The sequence below is a fragment of the Promicromonospora umidemergens genome (assembly GCF_024171995.1).
Classification (GTDB): domain Bacteria; phylum Actinomycetota; class Actinomycetes; order Actinomycetales; family Cellulomonadaceae; genus Promicromonospora; species Promicromonospora umidemergens.
Map to the genome: position 1 here is coordinate 141,430 of NZ_JAMTCT010000011.1, position 21,278 is coordinate 162,707.

General features: G+C 72.2%; 15 protein-coding genes. 11 read left to right on the plus strand and 4 right to left on the minus strand.

Annotation, left to right across the window (positions count from 1 at the left end; genetic code table 11):
* Nucleotides 1–4: 4 nt before the first annotated feature.
* Together APR04_RS17640 and APR04_RS17645 are read left to right on the plus strand one after the other, a co-directional pair.
* Nucleotides 5–1,201: a CaiB/BaiF CoA transferase family protein gene (locus tag APR04_RS17640; protein ID WP_253872406.1), complete on the plus strand. Its 1,197-nt coding sequence runs from the start codon at nt 5–7 to the stop codon at nt 1,199–1,201.
* Nucleotides 1,198–2,646, plus strand: a complete 1,449-nt coding sequence (locus APR04_RS17645; protein ID WP_253872408.1) for a carboxyl transferase domain-containing protein — start codon at nt 1,198–1,200, stop codon at nt 2,644–2,646. The genes APR04_RS17640 and APR04_RS17645 overlap by 4 nt, the downstream gene beginning before the upstream one ends.
* 75 nt (nt 2,647–2,721) lie before the next feature.
* On the opposite strand, the gene APR04_RS17650 is transcribed toward APR04_RS17645, so the two are convergent.
* Nucleotides 2,722–3,516 carry a sulfite exporter TauE/SafE family protein gene (locus APR04_RS17650; RefSeq protein WP_253872410.1) on the minus strand — a complete coding sequence of 265 codons (795 nt, stop codon included), beginning with the start codon at nt 3,514–3,516 and terminating at the stop codon, nt 2,722–2,724.
* Nucleotides 3,500–4,057, minus strand: a complete 558-nt coding sequence (gene cpt / locus APR04_RS17655) for a chloramphenicol phosphotransferase CPT (RefSeq protein WP_253872412.1) — start codon at nt 4,055–4,057, stop codon at nt 3,500–3,502. Before cpt ends, APR04_RS17650 begins: the two co-directional genes overlap by 17 nt.
* A gap of 118 nt (nt 4,058–4,175) precedes the next feature.
* Here cpt and clpB point away from each other — a divergent pair, with 118 nt between their 5' ends.
* A complete protein-coding gene (clpB, locus tag APR04_RS17660; protein WP_253872414.1) occupies nt 4,176–6,803 on the plus strand; it encodes an ATP-dependent chaperone ClpB in 2,628 nt (875 codons plus the stop codon).
* Between the two features lie 150 nt (nt 6,804–6,953).
* Nucleotides 6,954–7,976: an ArsR/SmtB family transcription factor gene (locus tag APR04_RS17665; RefSeq protein ID WP_253872416.1), complete on the plus strand. Its 1,023-nt coding sequence runs from the start codon at nt 6,954–6,956 to the stop codon at nt 7,974–7,976.
* Here APR04_RS17665 and APR04_RS17670 read toward each other — a convergent pair.
* The gene (locus APR04_RS17670) at nt 7,954–9,837 is read right to left on the minus strand and encodes a septum formation family protein (RefSeq protein WP_253872418.1); all 1,884 of its coding nucleotides are present in this window, start codon (nt 9,835–9,837) and stop codon (nt 7,954–7,956) included. The two genes, APR04_RS17665 and APR04_RS17670, sit on opposite strands and share 23 nt — an antisense overlap.
* 145 nt (nt 9,838–9,982) lie before the next feature.
* On the minus strand, nt 9,983–10,807 hold the full coding sequence (locus tag APR04_RS17675) for an exodeoxyribonuclease III (RefSeq protein ID WP_253872419.1): 825 nt from the start codon (nt 10,805–10,807) through the stop codon (nt 9,983–9,985).
* 327 nt (nt 10,808–11,134) lie between these two features.
* Between APR04_RS17675 and APR04_RS17680 the strand changes: the two genes are divergently transcribed.
* The 7 genes from APR04_RS17680 to APR04_RS17710 all read left to right on the plus strand — a co-directional run bounded on the left by APR04_RS17680 (nt 11,135) and on the right by APR04_RS17710 (nt 21,270).
* Nucleotides 11,135–12,655, plus strand: a complete 1,521-nt coding sequence (locus APR04_RS17680; protein ID WP_253872422.1) for an ABC transporter substrate-binding protein — start codon at nt 11,135–11,137, stop codon at nt 12,653–12,655.
* Between the two features lie 25 nt (nt 12,656–12,680).
* Nucleotides 12,681–13,628, plus strand: a complete 948-nt coding sequence (locus APR04_RS17685; protein ID WP_253872425.1) for an ABC transporter permease — start codon at nt 12,681–12,683, stop codon at nt 13,626–13,628.
* Nucleotides 13,625–16,171 carry an ABC transporter ATP-binding protein/permease gene (locus tag APR04_RS17690; RefSeq protein ID WP_253872428.1) on the plus strand — a complete coding sequence of 849 codons (2,547 nt, stop codon included), beginning with the start codon at nt 13,625–13,627 and terminating at the stop codon, nt 16,169–16,171. The genes APR04_RS17685 and APR04_RS17690 overlap by 4 nt, the downstream gene beginning before the upstream one ends.
* Nucleotides 16,172–16,275: 104 nt before the next feature.
* A complete protein-coding gene (locus tag APR04_RS17695; protein WP_253872431.1) occupies nt 16,276–19,707 on the plus strand; it encodes a S8 family serine peptidase in 3,432 nt (1,143 codons plus the stop codon).
* Between the two features lie 85 nt (nt 19,708–19,792).
* Nucleotides 19,793–20,470, plus strand: a complete 678-nt coding sequence (locus APR04_RS17700; RefSeq protein ID WP_253872434.1) for an alpha/beta hydrolase family protein — start codon at nt 19,793–19,795, stop codon at nt 20,468–20,470.
* 68 nt (nt 20,471–20,538) lie between these two features.
* The gene (locus tag APR04_RS17705) at nt 20,539–20,766 is read left to right on the plus strand and encodes a hypothetical protein (RefSeq protein ID WP_253872436.1); all 228 of its coding nucleotides are present in this window, start codon (nt 20,539–20,541) and stop codon (nt 20,764–20,766) included.
* Between the two features lie 84 nt (nt 20,767–20,850).
* Nucleotides 20,851–21,270 carry a rhodanese-like domain-containing protein gene (locus APR04_RS17710; RefSeq protein WP_253872439.1) on the plus strand — a complete coding sequence of 140 codons (420 nt, stop codon included), beginning with the start codon at nt 20,851–20,853 and terminating at the stop codon, nt 21,268–21,270.
* Nucleotides 21,271–21,278 lie beyond the last annotated feature (8 nt).

Sequence of the window (21,278 nt, forward strand, 5' to 3'; positions counted from 1 at the left end):
CGCCATGACCGGACCGCTGGACGACGTCGTCGTCGTCGACCTCTCCCGTGCCCTCGCCGGGCCGCACGCCACGATGATGCTGGGCGATCTCGGCGCACGCGTCGTCAAGGTGGAGGTGCCCGACCGAGGCGACGACACGCGAGGCTGGGGCCCGCCGTTCGTCGGGGAGGAGGGGGCGCGCGAGTCGACGTACTTCCTGTCCGCGAACCGGAACAAGGAGTCGATAGCGCTCGACCTCAAGGCCGACGCCGACCGGGCCACCCTCCTGGAGCTCGTCGACCGCGCCGACGTGCTCGTGGAGAACTTCCGGACCGGGGTGCTGGAGCGGCTCGGTCTCGGCGTCGACACGCTGCTCGAGCGCAACCCCCGCCTGATCGTGCTCTCGATCACCGGGTTCGGGCACGACGGTCCGGAGGGCGGCCGCGCCGGGTACGACCAGATCGCCCAGGGCGAGGCCGGCCTGATGTCCCTGACCGGGTCCGGCCCGGACGACCCGCAGCGCGTCGGCGTGCCGATCGGAGACCTGCTCGCGGGGATCTACGGCGCGTACGGCGTGCTCGCGGCGCTGCACGAGCGGCACAGCACCGGCGTCGGCCAGGTGGTCCGGACGTCGCTGCTGGCCGCGGTAACCGGCGTGCACGCGTTCCAGGGCACGCGGTGGACCGTCGCGGGGGAGGTGGGGCACGCGCAGGGCAACCACCACCCTTCCATAGCGCCGTACGGCCTGTTCCGCTGCCGTGACGGCGCCATCCAGATCGCCGTCGGGTCCGAGGTGCTGTGGCAGCGGTTCTGCCGGGCCTTCGGGCTCGACGCCGACGCAGAGGGCATGCGGAGCAACGCCGAGCGGGTGGCCCACCGCGACCAGATCATCGAGGCGATCGAGGCGGCCTTCGCCGACCTCGACGCGGGACCGCTGCTGATGCAGCTCGCCGACGCCGGGATACCCGCCGGCCGGGTGCGTACGCTCGACGAGGTGTACGCATGGGAGCAGACGGCGAGCCAGGGACTGCTCGTGGACGTGCAGCACGCAAGCCTCGGCACGGTGACGCTGCCTGGACCGCCGCTGCGGTTCTTCGACCCGTCCGGCGACGAGGTCACCCGGCGGGACCACCAGGCGCCTCCCGTCCTGGACGAGCACGCCGCCCGGATCCGGGCCTGGCTCGACGAGCCGGTGGTGCCCGAGCCGGAGCCGGGCGCATGACCCGCCGGTGGTCGGCGCGCGAGCTGCTCGACCTCGTCCTCGACGCGGACAGCTTCGAGTCCTGGGACGAGCCGGTCGACGTCTCCGGGCACCCGGCCGAGTACCGCGCGGTGCTGGCCGCCGCCGCCGAGAAGGCAGGCACCGACGAGTCGGTGCTCACCGGCCGCGGCCGCGTCCGCGGGCGCCCCGTCGTGGTCGTCGTCAACGAGTTCAGGTTCCTCGGCGGCTCCATCGGGCGTGCCGCCGCCCAGCGGATCGCCGCAGCCGTCCGGCGCGCGACGGCGGAGCGGCTGCCTCTCCTCGCGACGACGGCGTCCGGCGGCACCCGGATGCAGGAAGGCACCCCAGCTTTCCTCCGGATGGTCGAGATCTCCCGCGCCGTCATGGACCACCGCGACGCCGGCCTGCCCTACCTCGTCTATCTGCGGCACCCCACGACCGGCGGCGTGTACGCCTCCTGGGGCTCGCTCGCGCACCTCACCGTCGCCGAGCCAGGAGCCCTGATCGGGTTCCTCGGCCCGCGCGTGGTCGAGGCGCTGACCGGCGAGGCCCTGCCGGACGGCGTGCAGTCCGCCGAGAACCTCGCCGCCAAGGGCGTGCTCGACGGCGTCGTCGCCCCCGAGAACCTGCCGGCGCTCGTCGAGCGGGCGCTCGCGGTGCTCGTCGACCCGCCGTCGCCGTCGGCCCTCCCGCGCAGGCAGGGAGAGCCCTCCGGGACGACGTCGGCCTGGGACTCCGTGCTGCGGACCCGTGCCGCCGACCGGGTGGGGGTGCGGGACCTGCTGCGCTACGGCGCCTCGGGAACGGTGCGGCTGTCCGGCACGGACGAGGGCGAGCGCGACGAGTCGATGCTGGTGGCGCTCACGCGGCTGGACGGCGTGCCGTGCCTCGTCGTCGGGCAGGACCGGACCCGGCAGACCGAGAGCACCCCGATGGGACCCGCCGCGCTGCGCGTCGCCCGGCGCGCGATGGGGCTCGCCGAGGAGCTGCGGCTGCCCCTGGTCGCGGTGATCGACACCCCGGGAGCAGAGCTCTCGCAGGACGCCGAGGAGGGCGCGCTCGCCGGCGAGATCGCGCGCTGCATGGCCGCGCTGACCCGGCTGACGGTGCCGACGCTGTCGGTCATCCTCGGCCAGGGCTGCGGCGGAGGGGCGCTCGCCCTGCTTCCCGCGCAGGTCGTAATCGCGGCCGAGCATGCCTGGCTGTCCCCGCTGCCGCCCGAGGGCGCGAGCGTCATCGTGCACGGGGACACCACGCACGCCGCGCAGCTGGCGGAGGCACAGCACATCCGCGCCGTCGACCTGCTGGCCGAGGGCGCGGTGCAGCGGGTGGTCCCCGAGCACGACGGCGACACGGCGCGGGACGTCGCGGTCGCGGTCGCCGCGGAGTGCGCGGCGCTCCTGCGTGGTGCCGCCCGAAATGCCGACCACCTCGATGATCGGTAGTTCGTCAGGTAGTCGGCACCTCGGATTGCCGACTACCTGACGAATTACCGATCACCGGCACGGGGCACGGGCACGCTAGTGCTTCTGCAGGGCCTTGCGGATCTGCTGCGCCAGCGCGAACACGAGCAGCGCGGCGAACGCGATCGACGCGATCCTGGGCGGCAGCACCACCGAGAGGCTCGCGCCGCCGAACGAGAACACGGACGCCACCAGGCCGATGATCGCCGCCGACCTCAGGTGGACCAGGCGGTTGCGGGCATTGACCCACGTTCCCGAGACGGCGGTGGGGATCATCGCGACCAGGGACGTGCCCTTGGCGAGCGCGGGTGCGAAGTCGAACAGGGCGGACAGGCCCGGGACGGCGAGCTGGCCGCCCCCGATGCCGAGCAGGCCGGACGCGACCCCCATGACGAGACCCAGCCCGATCATCCCCGCGCCGTCGAGCAGGCTGGGGATCCCCTGGGCGGAGTCGACCGACGGCGGCTCCCCGAACCCGTCCAGCAGGGAGCGCACGACCCCCGCGACGAGCACCGCGACGAACAGCCAGCGCAGCAGGGTCTCCGGGACGCGGGCGAGCAGCCGCGCGCCGACCACCGCGCCGACCACGGCTCCCACGACGAGCAGTCCTGCGGCGATCAGGTCGACGGCGTCGTGCGTCAGGTACGGGATGGACCCGACGATCGCCGCGGGCAGGATCGCCGCGAGCGAGTAGGCGCTGGCCCGGCGCTGCGTGAGGCCGCCGAGCGAGGTCAGGAGCGGCACCATCACGATGCCGCCACCCAGGCCGAACAGCCCCGAGAACGCGCCGCCGACGATCCCGACGACGGCGGCACGGGGTGGAGTCAGGGAGTCGTCAGTCTGCTCGGTCACCCCGCGATGATCTCAGGCGTGCGGCGATGACCCGCGCGCAGTCCGCCGACGCGGTGCTCGTGGTGTCCACCTCCAGGTCGTAGGCCACGCCCTCGTGGACGACGACCGCCTGCTTCGCGGCCATGCCCGCCACGCGATCGCCGCGGGCTGCCTCGCGGGCCTCCGCGACCGCAGCGGCGCAGCGCACGCCGACCCAGAGGGTCGGCACGTCGCCCAGCGCGTCCAGCCAGCGCCGCTGGGACGCGGCGCCCCCGAGGAACACGTCGTCGACCACGACGTGTGCACCCGCGCGCGCCATGGCGGCCAGCCCGGCGATCCAGGCGTCCTGCAGCACCATGAACTCCTGCCCGACGTCGACGCCGCCGTCGTCCGCGAAGCCGATCCCGTCGCCGCCGGACGTCAGGCGGGCGGGCATCGCGTCGACGAGGGTGTCGATGCTGAGCGAGAGCCAGGCGTCGGGCAGGACTGCCTGCAGGCTGTGCGCGATGCCGGACTTCCCGGAGCTCGAACCGCCGTTGAGAACGATGACCTGGGTGTTCATGCGCCAACGGTACGAGTGTGGGTGGTGCACGCTACAGTGAGTTCCAAGGTTGAGTGGAGTAGGCTCAACTTTGACCCCTTTTGATCCCGTAGACACTTCAGCATCCCTGGGAGGCCTCATGGACACCAAGTTCACGACCATGTCGCAGCAGGCGATCGGCGACGCGATCCAGTCGGCGTCGGCAGCCGGCAACCCGCAGCTCGAGCCGGTCCACCTGCTCGCGTCGCTGCTGCAGCAGGAGCGCGGTGTCGCGACCGGGTTGCTCGACGCGGTCGGGGCGAGCACGCAGACCATCGGCCAGCAGGTGCGTGCAGCTCTCGTCGCGCTGCCCCAGGCGAGCGGCGCGAGCACCGCCCAGCCGAGCGCGAGCCGCGCCATGGCGACGGTCCTCGACCTGGCGTCCAAGGAGGCGCAGGGGCTGGGTGACGAGTACGTCTCCACCGAGCACCTGCTCGTCGCCGTAGCGGCCGGGCAGTCACCCGCTGCCCAGATCCTGACCGCCGCCGGTGCCACGGCCGACGCCCTGCGCGCGGCACTGCCCGCCGTCCGGGGATCCGGCCGGGTCACGAGCCCCAACCCCGAGGGCACGTACAAGGCGCTCGAGCAGTACGGCACGGACCTGACGCAGCGCGCCCGGGACGGAAAGCTCGACCCGGTGATCGGCCGCGACTCGGAGATCCGCCGCGTGATCCAGGTCCTGAGCCGCCGCACCAAGAACAACCCGGTGCTCATCGGCGAGCCCGGCGTCGGCAAGACCGCCGTCGTGGAAGGGCTGGCCCAGCGGGTCGTGGCGGGCGACGTGCCCGAGTCCCTCAAGGGCAAGCGCCTCGTGGCGCTGGACCTGGCCTCGATGGTGGCCGGGGCGAAGTACCGCGGTGAGTTCGAGGAGCGCCTCAAGGCGGTCCTGGAGGAGATCACGGCGTCGGACGGTGAGGTGGTCACCTTCATCGACGAGCTGCACACGGTGGTCGGCGCTGGTGCAGGGGGCGAGGGCGCCATGGACGCGGGCAACATGCTCAAGCCGATGCTCGCGCGAGGTGAGCTGCGCATGGTGGGCGCCACCACGCTCGACGAGTACCGCGAGCACATCGAGAAGGACCCCGCGCTGGAGCGCCGGTTCCAGCAGGTCTTCGTTGGCGAGCCCTCGGTGGAGGACACGGTGGCCATCCTGCGCGGGCTCAAGGAGCGTTACGAGGCGCACCACAAGGTGACCATCGCGGACTCCGCCCTCGTGGCCGCGGCGTCGCTCTCCGACCGGTACATCTCCGGGCGGCAGCTGCCCGACAAGGCGATCGACCTGGTCGACGAGGCCGCGTCGCGGCTGCGCATGGAGCTCGACTCCTCCCCGGTGGAGGTCGACGAGCTGCAGCGCGCCGTCACGCGGCTCGAGATGGAGGAGGTGGTGCTGTCCGAGTCGGAGGACGCCGCCTCCAAGGAGCGGCTGCAGCGCCTGCGTGCCGACCTCGCCGACCGCCGCGAGGCTCTGGCCGCGCTCACCGCACGGTGGGAGTCCGAGAAGGCGGGGCACAACCGGGTCGGTGACCTGCGTGCGCGCCTCGACGGGCTGCGCACCGACGCCGAGCGCAAGCTGCGCGAGGGGGACCTGGAGGGGGCCGCACGCATCCAGTACGGCGAGATCCCGGTGGTCGAGAAGGAGCTCGTGGCCGCGGAGGAGGCGGAGGCAGGTTCGGACGACGACCTGCAGGGCACGGGCCCGGAGCACGACGAGCCGCCGATGATCGCCGACAAGGTGGGCGCGGACGAGGTCGCCGAGGTGGTCGCCGCGTGGACCGGCATCCCCGCCGGACGGCTGCTGCAGGGTGAGTCCGAGAAGCTCCTGCACATGGAGGAGGTTCTCGGGGAACGGCTCATCGGGCAGCAGGCAGCGGTCGCCGCGGTGTCCGACGCCGTGCGCCGTACGAGGGCAGGCGTCTCGGACCCCGACCGGCCCACCGGTTCCTTCCTGTTCCTCGGTCCCACGGGCGTGGGCAAGACCGAGCTCGCCAAGGCGCTGGCGGACTTCCTGTTCGACGACGAGCGCGCCATGGTGCGCGTCGACATGTCCGAGTACGGCGAGAAGCACTCGGTCGCCCGGCTCGTCGGCGCGCCTCCCGGCTATGTCGGGTACGAGGAGGGCGGCCAGCTCACGGAGGCGGTCCGGCGTCGGCCCTACTCGGTGGTGCTGCTGGACGAGGTGGAGAAGGCGCACCCCGAGGTCTTCGACGTCCTGCTCCAGGTGCTCGACGACGGCCGCCTCACCGACGGCCAGGGCCGCACCGTCGACTTCCGCAACACGATCCTGGTCCTGACCTCGAACCTCGGCTCCCAGTTCCTCGTGGAACCGATGCTGTCGGACGAGGAGCGGCGCGAGTCCGTGATGACGGCCGTGCGCGCCTCGTTCAAGCCGGAGTTCCTCAACCGGCTCGACGACGTGGTGGTCTTCGACGCGCTGACTCTTGCCGAGCTCGGCAGCATCGTGGAGCTGCAGGTCGGTGCCTTCGCGAAGCGGCTGGAGGACCGTCGCATCACGCTCGACGTCACGGAGGCGGCGCGGGAGTGGCTCGCGCTCGAGGGCTTCGACCCGGCGTACGGCGCCCGTCCGCTGCGCCGTCTGGTGCAGCGGGAGATCGGCGACCGCCTGGCGCGGCTGCTGCTCGCAGGTGAGGTGTCCGATGGGGACACGGTGGTCGTGGACCGCGCGGACGGCGAGGGCCTGACCCTCGACCGCAAGGTGCTGACCGCCTGATCAAGCGGTCCCGTGTACGTCGTTCGGCGTACGCGGGGTCACGCAGCTCGGCCGATGTGGTGGTGTTGTGAAGGTGGCAGTCCGATCGTCCAGAACTGGAAATCTCCTACGTCCCTCTGTGTGTGCGGGACGAAAACCGGGGAGGGCCTGATGCTGCGGTTTCATTTCACTTCGGACGATCTTGCCCGGGTCCGGATAGCTCCGGTCCCGGACCCCATGTGGGAGGTGCTGCTCAGCGCTCATGTGGTGAACCAGCGTTCGGGCAGCGTGCTGTTCGGGCCCTGGCGGCAGCGGGTGCTGTCCGGCCTGGGCCCCGCTGCCCGGATGCTGCTGCGCCTGATGCCGCCGCGGGGGTGCTCGCCGGACTTCCTCACGCCCGTGACCGGTACCGATGATTTCGAGACCGGGCTCGACGCGGTGCTGTCCACCTCCAGGGTGCGGCTGGGCAACGACATCTCGATGCTGCCGCGCGGACACACGTCGCACGCCTGGATGCGCGACCTCGCCGACGGTTCCGCACCGGCGGTGCGTGGGCTCGGCGTCGCGATGCGTTCCTACTACGAGCAGGCGGTGGCCCCGTACTGGAGCGGGATCCGCGCCACCGTCGACATCGACCGAGCAGCGCGCACAAGGGCCTGGGTGGCGGGCGGCACCGAGCATGCGCTGCGGACGCTGCACCCCTCGGTCCGGTGGCAGCACCCGGTCCTGTCGGTGGCGACCGCCGCCGAGCGGGACGTCTATCTGGCGGGACGCGGCCTGTTGGTCATCCCGTCGTACTTCTGCGTTCGTGCGCCGATCACGTTGGCCGACTCCGAGCTGCCACCCGTGCTGGTCTATCCGATCGCGCGCGAACCCGCCGGGGCGGACCGAGGTCTCGAGGCCCGGTCCGACGGCGGACGTCAGCTCACCGCACTCCTCGGCCGCACCAGGGCCGCGGTGCTACGTGTGCTCGGCACCGGGGCCACGACCAGCGAGATCGCGCAGCGGCTGGCGATCTCCCCGGCGTCGGCGTCCGAGCACGCCACGGTGCTGCGCAACGCCGGTCTCATCACCAGCGGACGCGAGCGCAACACGGTGATCCACGCGCTGACCCCGCTGGGTCAGACCCTGCTGGACGGCTGTGGCGGTCAGGCCCCGACGATGCTCTCGGTCACTGCAGGAGATCCCGCGTGATCGGTTCGGCGGTGGTCGCGAGACACAGGCCGACACGATCCCCGTCGTCCCAAGAATCCGCACTGGGGCCCCAGACCACGTAGCTCACGGAGTCGACGACGGCGCTCGTCCGTGCGACGGGGCCGAGCTGCTTGGTACCGCACACGAGAGCCACCCGCTTGTCGACCGCGTCCCGTCCTGGCCAGACCGCGGCGTCGGCGAAATCGGTGCGGCCCACCACCTGCGCGGTGTGCGAGGCGTCGCAGGGCACCGCGAGAACCTCGGAGACCTCGCCGTCCGCGGGGACCGTCTCCACGCACGACCCGAGGACCAGCTGCAGCGGGTGTACCTCACGAGGCTCGGCGATCATCGCTTCGATCGGTTCCCACTGCTGCTCGTTCGCCACGTTCACGATGGTGGCGATGCCGACCACCACAGCGACGACTGCCGCGACGGCGCCGCCGATCATGCCGAACCGGCGCCGTCTGGCGGTCGCGTCGGCCTCCGTCGGCGGGCGCCAGCCGGCATAGGAAGCCTCGGGCGCGTAGCCGTGCACCGCCGGGAACGAGTGCGCAGAACCGTCGCGCGTGGCAGGGAACGGCGACGGCGGCTGCTGCGGCCCGGAGCCCGCGCCGTGCCCCGGTGCGTCGGGCCGGTGCTGCGGCGGCGCTGCGGGCGTCGGGAACGGGCTCGGTGGCGCGGCGGGCGGTGGGCTGTACGCAGCGGGTGGCGCGAAGAGCTCTGCCGGCTCGGCGTGCGTCTCGTCCGCGGCCGCCGGTTCCGCCTCGGCAGGTGCTTGCTCGCCAGGCGCCTCCGCCGGGACCGCGGCGGGCGCGTCCTCGGCAGCGGCCTGCTCGTCGGCCTCCTGGTCCTTTGCCTCCTGGTCGTCGGCCGGCTCCGGTTCGCCGGCGACGGTGCGTGGCCCGAGCTCCTTCTTGTGTGCCGCGGTGATCGCGGCGAAGGAGAGCGCCTTGAAGTCGAACGACTCCTCGACGACCGGCGCAGCCGCGCTGTCCGACGGCGTCCGGGTGCCGGACCCGCTCGCACCGGCGGACGTCGACGTGCCTGCCTCGTCGGTGTCGGTGTCGGTGTCGGTGTCGGTGTCGGTGTCGTCCGAGTCGGCCTCGACCGCGTCATCGGCCCGCGCAGCGTCCGGGGCCGCTGCGTCCTGGACGGCCGGCGTCGGCTCCGGCGTGGCGGTGGGCACGGGCGCCGGCACGACAGTGATCTCCTCCGTGGGCGCCTCGGTGCGCTTCGGGAGGGTCTGGGGTTCAGAGCTGGTCCCGGACTCACCGGACTCACCAGGCACCTCTGTAGCGGCACTCTCTGCGTCCGGCGTCCCTGCAGTGGCCTCCTCGGCAGCGGGCTCTGCGGGTTCGACGGGCTCAGCCGGGGCCGGCTCGGAACCAGCAGCGCCTTCCACGGTCGGCGCCACGGGTTCGACCGCTACGGGTTCGACCGGTGCGGCAGGCTCGACGTCGTCCGTCCCGGAACCGGCCACGGACGAGGGCTCCGAGGTCGGCGGGGCGTCCGCCGTCGGCTCGTCCGTGCCGTCCTCGGCAGCCTCAGAAGCCTCGGCCTCAGAGGCCGCAGCCTCAGAGGCCTCGGCCTCAGCAGCCTCGGCCGCTCCAGCGGCCTCCGTCGCAGCGGCCTCGGCAGCCGCGCTCGGGGCAGCACCGTCCGTCGGCGCCGCGTCGTCGTCCGGCGCGTCCGCGCCCACCTGCCCGGACGTCGCCGCACCGTTCGAGAGGGGCGCGCTCTCGGCGGTGTCGGGTGCCGGATCCTGCTCCACCTCGACCACGGACGCCGTCTCGACAGGGTCCGTGGCAGGGACCTTGGAGACTTCAGTGGCGGCCGGGGACTGGTCGGGCGTCGACGTCATGCAGTTAACTTACCGACATTCGGCAACGACCTTGGCACCGGGACGACGCCCGCTCCGACTGCGCTCCATTTATGGACAACGTCACCCGCTGATTTCCCCATCGCGGGTGGAACCTCTGCGTGCTCTGCCGCGTACAGGGGGTGCATCAGTCGGTCAGGTCGACGATCACGGGGACGTGGTCGGAAGCGCCCTTGCCCTTGCGCTCCTCCCGGTCGATCGCGGCGGCCGACGCACGGCCGGCGAGCGCGGGCGACGCCCAGCAGAAGTCGATCCGCAGCCCCTTGTTCCGGGGGAAGGCGAGCTGCTGATAGTCCCAGTACGTGTAGGTGCGCTCCTCCGGGAGGAACTTCCTCGTCAGCTCCGTGTACCTGGCTTCGCCGAAGGCGTCGAACGCGGCCCGTTCCGGCAGGGACACGTGCGTCTTCCCCTCGAACGCCGTGGCGTCGTACACGTCGGTGTCGAGCGGGATCACGTTCCAGTCGCCCATGAGCGCGACGGCGTCACCGGCGTCGGCCCAGCCCTGCGCGGCGGTACGCAGAGTGTCGAGCCAGGCCAGCTTGTAGGTGTAGTGCGGGTCGCCGAGCGCGCGGCCGTGGGGCACGTACAGGCTCCACACCCGGACTCCGCCGCAGGTCGCGCCGATCGCACGTGCCTCGATCGGCGGCACGACGTCGAGCAGCGGGTCCGGGCCGTCCTCGATGATCGTCTTCGCGAATCCTGGCTGCTCCGGGAAGTGGGTGGCGACGTCGGCGAGGCCCACGCGCGACGCGATCGCCACGCCGTTCCACTGCGAGAGCCCGAAGTGCGCCACCTCGTACCCGGCGGCCTCGAACGCCGCCGTCGGGAACTGGTCGTCCCGGCACTTGGTCTCCTGGATCGCCAGGACGTCGGTCTGCGACCGGTCGAGAAAGGCGAGCACGCGGTCGACCCGCGTTCGGATGGAGTTGACGTTCCAGGTGACGAGGCGCACGAAGACAGCGTACGTGCGGGGCGCCGGAGCGCTGGCTGTTCAGTGGCGGGTGAAGCGGGCGACCGGTAGCGATCCTTTGTTCCGCTCCTCGCGTGAACGAACATTGCTGCGGTCACGAGATGGTGCGCACGCGGTGGAGTGGAAGGTGCGCAAAACGTGTAGTAGCGGATGTGGGGCAGTCAACGCCCGGCTGCTGCTGAGGAGAGAAAGGGGCCGTCATCACCACCGGCAAGTACGCCTACCGCCGTCAGGACGGCGTCGCTGTGATTCCCGCCGCACTTCTCGGGCCCTGACCAGCGACAGGTTCACCCCGACTACCCTTGCTTCGTGCAGACCCTCACCAGGCGCCGCGCCGTCGGCGCAGTCGCCGCCCTCACCTCCGTGGCGCTCGTGGGGGCGTGCTCTGCCGGGAGCTCCTCCGGTGAGGCCGAAGGAGCACGCACCGACGTCGTCGTCGGCCTGACCGGGGAGCCGACCAACCTCGACTTCACGACCACGTCGGGCTCGGCCATCCCGCAGCTGCTGATGAACAACGTGTACGAGGGCCTGGTCACGATCGACCAGGAGGGCGCGGTCCAGCCGCAGCTCGCCGAGTCGTGGGAGGTCAACGCCGACCGCACCGTCTACACGTTCATGCTGCACGACGGCGTGACGTTCTCCGACGGCTCGCCGTTCACCGCTGACGACGTCGTGGCGTCGATCGAGCGGGTCCAGGAGGACTGGACGCTGAGCCTGAAGTCCAAGATGGACGTGGTGGCGAAGGCCGAGGCGACGAGCGACACCGAGGTCGCGGTGACGCTGAGGCGCCCGAGCAACGCGTGGCTGTTCGACATGGGCACCTCCGTGGGAGCCATGTTCCCGGACGACCTGTCCGCGGACCTGGCGACCGAGGCGGTCGGCACCGGCCCCTACACGGTCGAGGAGGTCGCCCCCGGCGAGCACATCACGCTCGCCGCCCGCGACGACTACTGGGGGGCGGCACCTGCCATCACGGACGTCACCGTCCGCTACTTCGCGGACGCCAACGCGCAGGCGAACGCGGTCCGCGCCGGAGAAATCGACATGGCGTACAACCTGCAGACCCCCGACCTGCTGGCAGGCCTCGAGCAGAACGAGGAGCTGCAGGTCATCGACGGCACGTCGACGGGCGAGGTCCTGCTCGCGCTGAACAACGCCGAGCCGCCCTTCGACGACCTCCAGGTGCGCCGAGCGATCATGTACGCGATCGACCGGCAGGCCGTCCTCGATACCGCGTGGGCCGGGCACGGGGAGCTCATCGGCTCGATGGTCCCGCCCACCGACCCTTACTACCAGGACCTGACCGACGCCTACCCGTACGACCCGGACAAGGCAAGGGAGCTGCTGGAGGAAGCCGGCGCCGAGGACCTGAGCATCACCTTCGACGTCCCGACCCGCCCCTACGCGGAGGCCGTCGCCCAGGTGGTCGTGTCACAGCTCCAGGACGTCGGCATCGACGCAAAGATCGTCCCGGCGGAGTTCCCCGCCGTCTGGCTGGACAAGGTGTTCACCAAGCACGACTACCAGATGTCCGTGATCCTCCACACCGAGGCCCGGGACCTGCTGACGATCTTCGGCGACCCCGACTACTACATCGGCTACGACAACCCACGGCTCACCGAGGTCGCCCAGCAGGCCGACCGGGGCAGCCCGGACGAGTACGTCGCAGGCATGCAGCAGGTCGCCCGGATGATCGTCGACGACGCGGCGAGCAACCCGCTGTTCCTCTTCCCCAACACGGTGGTGGCGGACGCCCGCCTGACGGGCATCGCCGCGAACGCGACCACGGAGTCGATGGACCTGACCGGCCTGCGCTGGTCCGACGGCTGACGCGGCCCGACGCCGGACACCACCCGTGGCCAGACACCTCGCCTCCCACCTCGCCCAGCTCGTCGCCACCCTCCTCGTGGCGACGGCGGCGATCTTCGTGCTGCTGCGAGTGCTTCCCGGTGACCCCGCCGTCGTGGCGCTCGGGATCGAGGCGTCCCCCGAGGCGCTCGCGGCCTGGCGCGCCGAGCACGGCACGGACGGGCCGCTCGTCGCCCAGTACCTGGAGTGGGTCGGCGGGCTGCTCACGGGGGACCTCGGTACGAGCTACGTGACCTCGCAGGACCTCACACCGCTGATCGCCGACCGGGTACAGGTGACGGGCATCCTCGTGCTGCTCGGCATGCTGGTCGCCCTGGTCGTAGCGATACCGGTGGGCACGCTGGCCGCCGTCTGGCACCGGAACGCGGGCGGCGTGACCCTGTCCGCGGTCAGCCAGGTGGGCGTGGCCGTGCCGAACTTCCTCGTGGGTGTGCTGCTCGTGGCGGTGTTCGCCGTGCGGCTCGGGTGGCTGCCCTCGGGCGGCTGGACGGCGCCCGCCGAGGGGCTCGGGGAGTTCTGGCGGCACGTGCTGCTGCCCGCCGTCGCGCTGGGTTCCGTGCAGGCCGCGATCATCACCCGGTACGTGCGGAGCGCCGTGCTGGAGATCATGCGCGAGGACTTTCTCCGCACCGCCCGCGCCAAGGGGCTCACGTTCACGGGCGCGCTCGTGCGACACGGGCTGCGGAACGCCGGCGTGCCGATCGTGACCGTCGTGGGCGTGCAGATCGCGTCGATGCTGATCGGCGCCGTCGTGATCGAGCGGGTGTTCGCCGTGCCAGGCCTCGGCAGCCTGCTGCTGGACTCGGTGGGCAACCGCGACCTGCTCGCCGTGCAGTCGATCGTGGCGGTGCTCGTGGTGCTGGTGGTCCTGCTGAACTTCCTGGTCGACCTCGCGTACACGCTGCTGGACCCCCGGCTCAGGAGAGCGTCATGAGCGACCCGACCACGGCCGCCGTCGGCCCGCCGCCGCCGGACCTCGGGCCTGCCACAGAGCCCCGCCGCTCCGGCAGGCACCCCCAGCTCGTGATCGGCGCGACGCTGGTGGGGCTGGTCGTGGTCACGGCCTTGGTGTCGCTGGTCTGGACGCCGTACGACCCGGAGCACGCGGGCGCCGAGCGCCTCCTGCCGCCGGGCGCCGAGCACTGGTTCGGGACGGACCGGTTCGGCCGCGACCTGTTCTCCCAGGTCATGGCGGGTGCGCAGATCACGTTGCTGGTGGGCGTCGTCGCGGTGGGGATCGCAGCGGTGGTGGGCGTACCGCTCGGCGTGCTCGCGGGGATGCGGGGCGGGCGCCTCGGCGCCCTCCTGATGCGGGGCAGCGACCTCCTCCTCGCGTTCCCGGGCCTGCTGCTCGCGATCGTGCTGGGAGCCGTCTACGGCGCGGGCACGGTGACGGCGATGGTCGCGCTCGGCATCGGCTCGATCCCGGCCTTCGCCCGCGTGGCCCGCAGCGGGACGCTCCAGGTCATGCGGTCCGACTACGTGCTCGCCGCCCGGGCGGCGAACCGCGGGGAGGCCGCGATAGCGCTGCGGCACGTGCTGCCCAACATCGCGGGCACCGTGCTGGTGCAGTGCTCGGTGAACTTCGCGATAGCCGTGCTCGCGGAGGCAGGCCTGTCCTTCCTCGGCCTCGGCACACCCCCGCCGACGCCGTCGTGGGGCCGCATGCTGCAGGAGTCGCAGCAGTTCCTCGGCGTCTCCGACCACCTCGCGATCGTGCCCGGCGTCGCCATCGCGGTGGCCGTGCTCGGGTTCAACCTGCTGGGCGACGGGTTGCGCGACGTGCTCGACCCGAGGCTCTCGGCGGTCTCCCCGACCGAGCGCGACCCGCTGGCCGAGCCGGTCGACACCCCGTCGGCCGGGCCCGGGACGTCGGCCGGGCCCGCCGAGACCTCCGCCCTCGACCTCCGCGACCTCACCGTCCGCACGGACGGTGGTCGCACGCTCCTGTCCGGCGTGTCCCTCCGGGTCGCCCCGGGCGAGCGCGTCGGCCTGATCGGCGAGTCCGGCTCCGGCAAGACCATGACAGCCCTCGCGGCGCTCGGCCTGCTGCCCGACGGCGTGGCGGCGACCGGGCACGTCGCCCTCCACCAGGTGCCGGGAAACCTCCTGGACCGGGGCGAGCGCGCTCTGGCGCGGCTGCGCGGCGAGGCGATCTCGATGGTGTTCCAGGAGCCGATGACCGCCCTCAACCCGCTGATGCGGGTCGGCAGGCAGGTCGCCGAGGCGATGACGGTGCACGGCGCCGCGCACGCGGCCGCGGCGGCGCGCACCGCGGAGCTGCTGGCCGAGGTGGGCCTGCCGGACGGTGCCGCCCGGCGCTACCCGCACGAGCTGTCGGGCGGGCAGCGGCAGCGGGTGGTGCTGGCGATGGCACTGGCCAACGACCCGGCGGTGCTGGTGGCGGACGAGCCGACGACGGCCCTCGACGTCACCGTGCAGCGCCAGGTGCTCGACCTCATGGTGCGCCTCGTCGAGGACCGGGGGGCCGGCCTCCTGTTCATCACGCACGACCTCGCGGTGGTGTCCCAGGTCTGCGAGCGGGTGGTGGTGCTGCTCGACGGCGTGGTGGTCGAGGAAGGGCCGGTCGCCCAGGTGTTCGCGCAGCCGCGGCACGAGTACACGAGACGGTTGCTGGCGGCGTCGACCCTGCGGCCACGGGCCGGGACCGGGCCGGCTGCCGTGGTCCCGGGACCCGCGCTCATCCGCGTCGAGGACGTGACCCGTACGTACCCGGGCGGGGGCCGACCGGTGCACGCGCTGCGCGGTGTCTCCCTGGAGGTCCGCGAGGGACAGCGGCTCGGCATCGTGGGGGAGTCCGGATCGGGCAAGTCGACGCTGCTGCGGATCGTGGCGGGCCTGGACCGTGCGACGTCGGGCCGGGTGACCAGCGCGGGCGTCGACCTGCCTGCTGCGCCGCACGAGCTGGGCGACCTGCGCGCCGCCCTGCAGCTCGTGTTCCAGGACCCGTACGGCTCGCTCGACCCGCGCATGACCGTCGGTGCCATCGTGGCCGAGCCGCTCCTGAACCCGGCGAACGTGCGCGAGGGCGGCCCGCGGACGGCCTCGGCCCGGCGCGACGCCGTGCGCGAGATGCTGGACGCCGTCGGCCTGCCGCTCGATGCCACGGAGCGGTACCCGCACCAGTTCTCGGGCGGGCAGCGGCAGCGCATAGCCATCGCACGGGCCCTGGTGTGCCGGCCGCGGATCCTCGTGGCGGACGAGCCGGTCAGCGCGCTCGACGTCTCCGTCCGGCGGCAGGTGCTCGACCTGCTCGGGCGGCTGGCGGACGAGCACGCCCTGACGCTGCTGCTCGTGTCGCACGACCTGGGCGTGGTGCGGCACGTCTGCGACCACGTGGCGGTGATGCGCGACGGACGGATCGTGGAGCAGGGGCCCGTCGGCCAGGTGTACGACGACCCGCAGCACGAGTACACCCGCAGCCTCCGCGAGGCGACGCCCGTTTTGAGGCGCTGAGCAGGCACGACGCCGGATCTGCTGCCCAACCTTCTCAGCTCCCCGGGCGTCATCCCCCGTGAGGTGGCACTCCTGCCGCCGGCTTCTCACGAAGGAGACAGCAGATGCGTGCCAGAGCAGGCGCAGCAGCAGCGGCGATCGCCGTAGCGGTCGCGACGGGGGCGGGAGTACCGGCGTTGACGCTCGGTGCCGTCGCGGCGGGACCGGACGGTGACGGCGCCGCCGTCGCGCCGGTGGTCCTGACGAGGTCGGGCCCCCCGTCGACCGCGACCGTCACCCTGATCACCGGCGACCGGGTCACACTCACCCGGCATGCCGACGGTCGCAGCTCGGCGGCCGTCACGCCAGGGGCTGGGCGGGAGGGCATCGCGTTCCAGCGGATCACGGAGGGCGACCGGCTGCACGTGATCCCCGCCGACGTCGCCGGCCTCGTGCCGGACCGGATGGACAGCGCGTTGTTCGACGTCTCCGGCCTGGTCGCGGCCGGGTATGACGACGCGAACCGGGGCACCGTCCCGGTCATCGTGCAGGACGCCGCCGTGGCGCACGAAGCGGCCGCCGGGTCCGACATGTCCGCCCGGGGCGACCGGACGGCGTCGGGCGCCGGGAAGCCGCAGGACCGGCGCCAGCCCGACTGGGCGGCGCTCGGTCTGGAGCCCGAGCGGACGCTCGAGTCGGCCGGGGCGATCTCGGCGGACCTGGACCGCGAGGCAGCGGCCGACCTGCTCGCAGGACTACGACGCGACACGTCGAGGTCGGCGGCCCGGTCGACCACGCCCGAGGTCAAGGTGTGGCTGGACGCACCCGTCCAGGCGCTCGACGAGGACTCGATGCCTCAGATCGGCGCCCCCGCGGCCTGGGAAGCTGGCTACACCGGTGAAGGTGTGACGGTGGCGGTGCTCGACTCGGGCGTAGACCGCACGCACCCGGACCTGGACGATGTCGTGGTCGGGGCCAAGGACTTCACCGGTTCAGGGAACACCAAGGACCACTACGGCCACGGCACGCACGTCGCCTCGATCGCGCTGGGCTCCGGCGACGCGTCGGGCGGCGAGAACCGTGGCGTCGCGCCGGGGGCCGATCTGCTCGTCGGCAAGGTGCTCGACGAGTTCGGCGGCGGCGAGATGTCGTCGGTCGTCGACGGTATGGAGTGGGCCGCCGGCGAGGGCGCCGACGTCGTGAACCTGAGCCTCGGCGAGTCCGAGAACTACACGGACGGCACTGATCCGACCTCCGTGGCCCTCGACACGCTGAGTGCCCGGCACGGGACCCTCTTCGTCGTCGCGGCGGGCAACGACGGCGAGTACGGGACGGTGGCCACGCCCGGGGCCGCGAGCTCCGCCCTGACGGTGGGCGCCGTGGACGACGCCGACGACGTCGCCACCTTCTCCAGCCGCGGCCCGCGAGCGCTCGACCAGGCGATCAAGCCGGACGTCACCGCACCGGGGGTAGAGATCGTCGCGGCCCGCGCCGCCGGCACGAAGCCAGGTTCGGGCACCGGCAAGTACGTCGCCTGGAGCGGCACCTCGATGGCGGCTCCGCACGTGGCGGGGGCGGCGGCGGTCCTCAAGCAGGCACGCCCCGACCTGTCGGCGCAGCAGCTCAAGGCAGTGCTCATGGGTTCCGCCCAGCACACGAGCGGCGGCGTGTTCGACGAGGGCGCCGGGCGCATCTACCTGCCCGCCGCGCTGGAGCTGCCGGTCATGGCGTCTCCCGACTCGCTGTCGTTCGGCGCGCTGGAGTTCCCGCAGCAGGGCAGGGTGAAGCGGACGCTCACCTACGAGAACGACACCGACACGGCGGTCACGCTTGACCTCGCGGTCACGGCGACCCGCCAGGACGGCAAGCCCCTGCCGGCCCGCGCCGTCACGCTCGGCTCGAGCACGCTGACCGTCCCGGCGCAAGGCACCGCAACCGTCGACGTCCGTGTGAACACGACGGTCGGTGCCGTCGAGCGCCGCTACTCGGGCGCCGTCACCGCCACCGGACCGGACGGCCAGGAGGTCCGTACCCCGCTCGGCTACTACAAGGAGCCCGACCTCGCCGACCTCAAAATCGACGCGGTCGGGCGCGACGGGAAGCCGCATGCCGGCTCGTCCACCGTCCGTGTCGTGAACGTCGACGACCCCGCCCTGTTCAGCGAGCACCTGGAGATCGGCGCGGAGGGCGCCGACCTGCGGGTACCGCCGGGCAGCTACTCGGTAACGGGCTTCCTGTGGACCGCGGACGAGGAGTTCGTGGTGTCCGAGGCGACCGCCGTGCTGCACCCCGAGGTCAAGGTGGCCGACGACACGGCGCTGGTCCTCGACGCGCGGACGGCACGGGAGCTGACGGTGACCACCCAGCGGCCCGCGGGCCTCGCCTCGCTCGCGCTGGATGACACCCGGACCGCGGCCGACGGTGAGCCCTACGGCTTCGGGCTCGTGGTCACCGGCGAGGCGACGGCCTACGCGACGCCCACCAAGGCAGCGGTCACCACCGGTACGCACGACCTGCAGACCCATTTCGTCCTGACGGGCCCGTCGGGTGCGAGCCGTGCGCCGTCGTACACCTATGACCTCCTGTACGCGCAGGAGGTGGTGGACACGTTCAAGTTCCGGGCGACGGAGCGGAACACGGCGCCGCTCACCACGGGATACGCGGCGCTCGGCACAGACCACCGGAACGCGAGCGCGCGAGTCGGCTTCGCGGCCGATCATCTCTGGGGCTCGGCGGTGTCCAGCCCGGTCGCGACTCCTGGCCGGCGCACCGAGTACGTGAGCGCGAACGGCGTCGCGTGGGGCCACGAGGTGTACGTGGGTTCGGCCGAGTCCGACCAGGGCTATTTCCAGGGTGAGCCTCGCACGTACGCGCCGCGTGAGAAGGCGCGGACGACCGTCGGTGGCGCCGTGCTGGGCACCCGGCTCGACGAGGGGGCGATCACCGCCGAAGGGCGCACGCTCGCCCTCGGCCTCGTGCCCTGGAGCGATGCGGACAGACATCCGTTCGATTCGTTCGGCGGGGACACCACGCGGCTCCGCGTCTGGCAGGACGGCGCTGCCGTCGCCGACAACACGTACCCGTCGGCGCAGGTGCGCATCCCCGCCGGGGGCGCCGACCACCGTGTGGTGCTCGGCGCGGCGTGGGAAGCGCCCTGGTGGGACAGGTCCACGCGGGTGCGCACGGAGTGGACGTTCCACGCGGAGCCTGGCGGGTCCAAGGCAGGGTCGGTCGACCTGCCCGTCCTCGACGTCGCCTACGCCGTCAAGGGCATGAGCCTCGCCAACAAGGCTCCGCGGCAGACCACCGCCACGGTGACGGTCGGTCACCAGGCTGGTAGCTCTGGAGGCAAGGTGACCGGGGCGCGTCTGTGGTGGTCGCCCGATGACGGCGTCACCTGGCACAAGGCGGCGCTGCGCCGGACCGGCGCAGGTGTCTACACCAGCGGTCTCAAGGTGCCGACCGGCACCGAGCATGTCTCCGTCCGCGTCGAGGCACGGGACGCAGCAGGCGGCACCATCGAGCAGACGGTGATCCGGGCGTACGGCGTCCGCTGACGCCTGACCCGAGTGTCAGACCCCCAGGTCAGCACGGCGACCTGGGGGTCTGACACGTACCTGTGCCGTGTAGCCTCTGCGCGACATGATCGAGCAGACGACCAGCGGCGACAGCGACCTCCCCGCGCTCGACGGCGCCGTCCGGCACGCCGTCGGACAGCCGGGCAAGGCCCCGCTCCGCGTGATCTTCGTGCCCGGGCTGGGCGACCGGCTGCCGCCCCTTGTGCACCTCCAGCGCGAGGCGCTGCGCACGTGGCGCGCCCTGGGCGTTCACACCACGATGTTCCGCGTCCGCTGGTCGTCCGACGCGTCGTTCCAGGACCGGCTCGACCGGCTCGACGAGATGGTCGAGCGCTACGAGCAGCGCGGAGAACGGGTGGCGCTCATGGGCGCGTCCGCCGGAGCGGGGGCCGTCCTCGCGGCGTACGCCCGACGCCGCTCGATCGTCGCGGTCGTGATCATCGCAGGGAAGTGGCTCGAACCCGAGGACATCATCAAGCCCGTGCTCGAACGCAACGCGCCGTTCGCGCAGTCCCTGTCGGCGGTGCCGAAGCTGCTGGAGGAGCTGGGCCCGGACGACCGGGCCAAGATCCTCAGCCTGCGCTCTGCCCGGGACGGTGTGGTCGACGACGAGGACACGCTCCTCGAGGGTGCCGTGAACGAGACGATGCGCGTGGTGGGCCACGTCATCGCCATCGGCTACGCGCTGATGTTCCGGGCTCGGCGCGTGGTGCGGTTCCTGCGCGAGGCAACGAGCGACTGAATCCATTCGCCCATGAAAGCAAGTTCAACTTGGCATGTTGTAGTTGCCAACTTAGGAGGTGAAACCCTATGTCCGAACTTAAGCCGAAGGAACTGGCCGAGATCGAGCGCGACTTCGAGAACTTCGACATCGACACGGCCGAGGTCTACGACGTCGGAGTCGACGAGCTGCCCCCGCAGGTAGTGCTCACCCGGGCCATGGCTGAGCGCGAACTCCTCCTGCGGCAGGCCGACGAGGTGATGCACGACGCGATAGGCACGGCCCGTGCGGCAACCAAGGGTCGCATCAGCGCCTGACAAGTAGCGGGCCTTACCGACACTTCAGGAACCGTGGTGCTCCCGGCGCTTGCCGTGGCGGCTCAGCCTCCGCAGACTCTGGCTATGACGACCTCCCAGGACACCTCCGCCGCCGTCGCGCACTTCACCGAGCGGCTCACCTTCGAGACCGACGTCGCCGACGTCCACGCCGATCTTGCCGCCGGCGTCCCGTTCACCCTCGTCGACGCGCGGTCCCAGGAGTCGTGGGACCAGGGGCACATCCCCGGCGCGGTGCACCTGCCCGGCGGCAAGGTCCGGCTGCGGGCCGAGCAGCTCGTCGACCGGGACCTGCCGGTCGTCACCTACTGCTGGGGCCCCGGCTGCAACGCCGCGACCAAGGCCGCGCTCGAGTTCGCGAAGCTCGGCTATCAGGTCAGGGAGATGCTCGGCGGGTTCGAGTACTGGGTGCGCGAGGGCTTCGCGTACGAGACGGCGACGGGCCGGACCCAGCCGAACCCGGACCCGCTGGCCTCGCCGGTCTGATCGCTGTC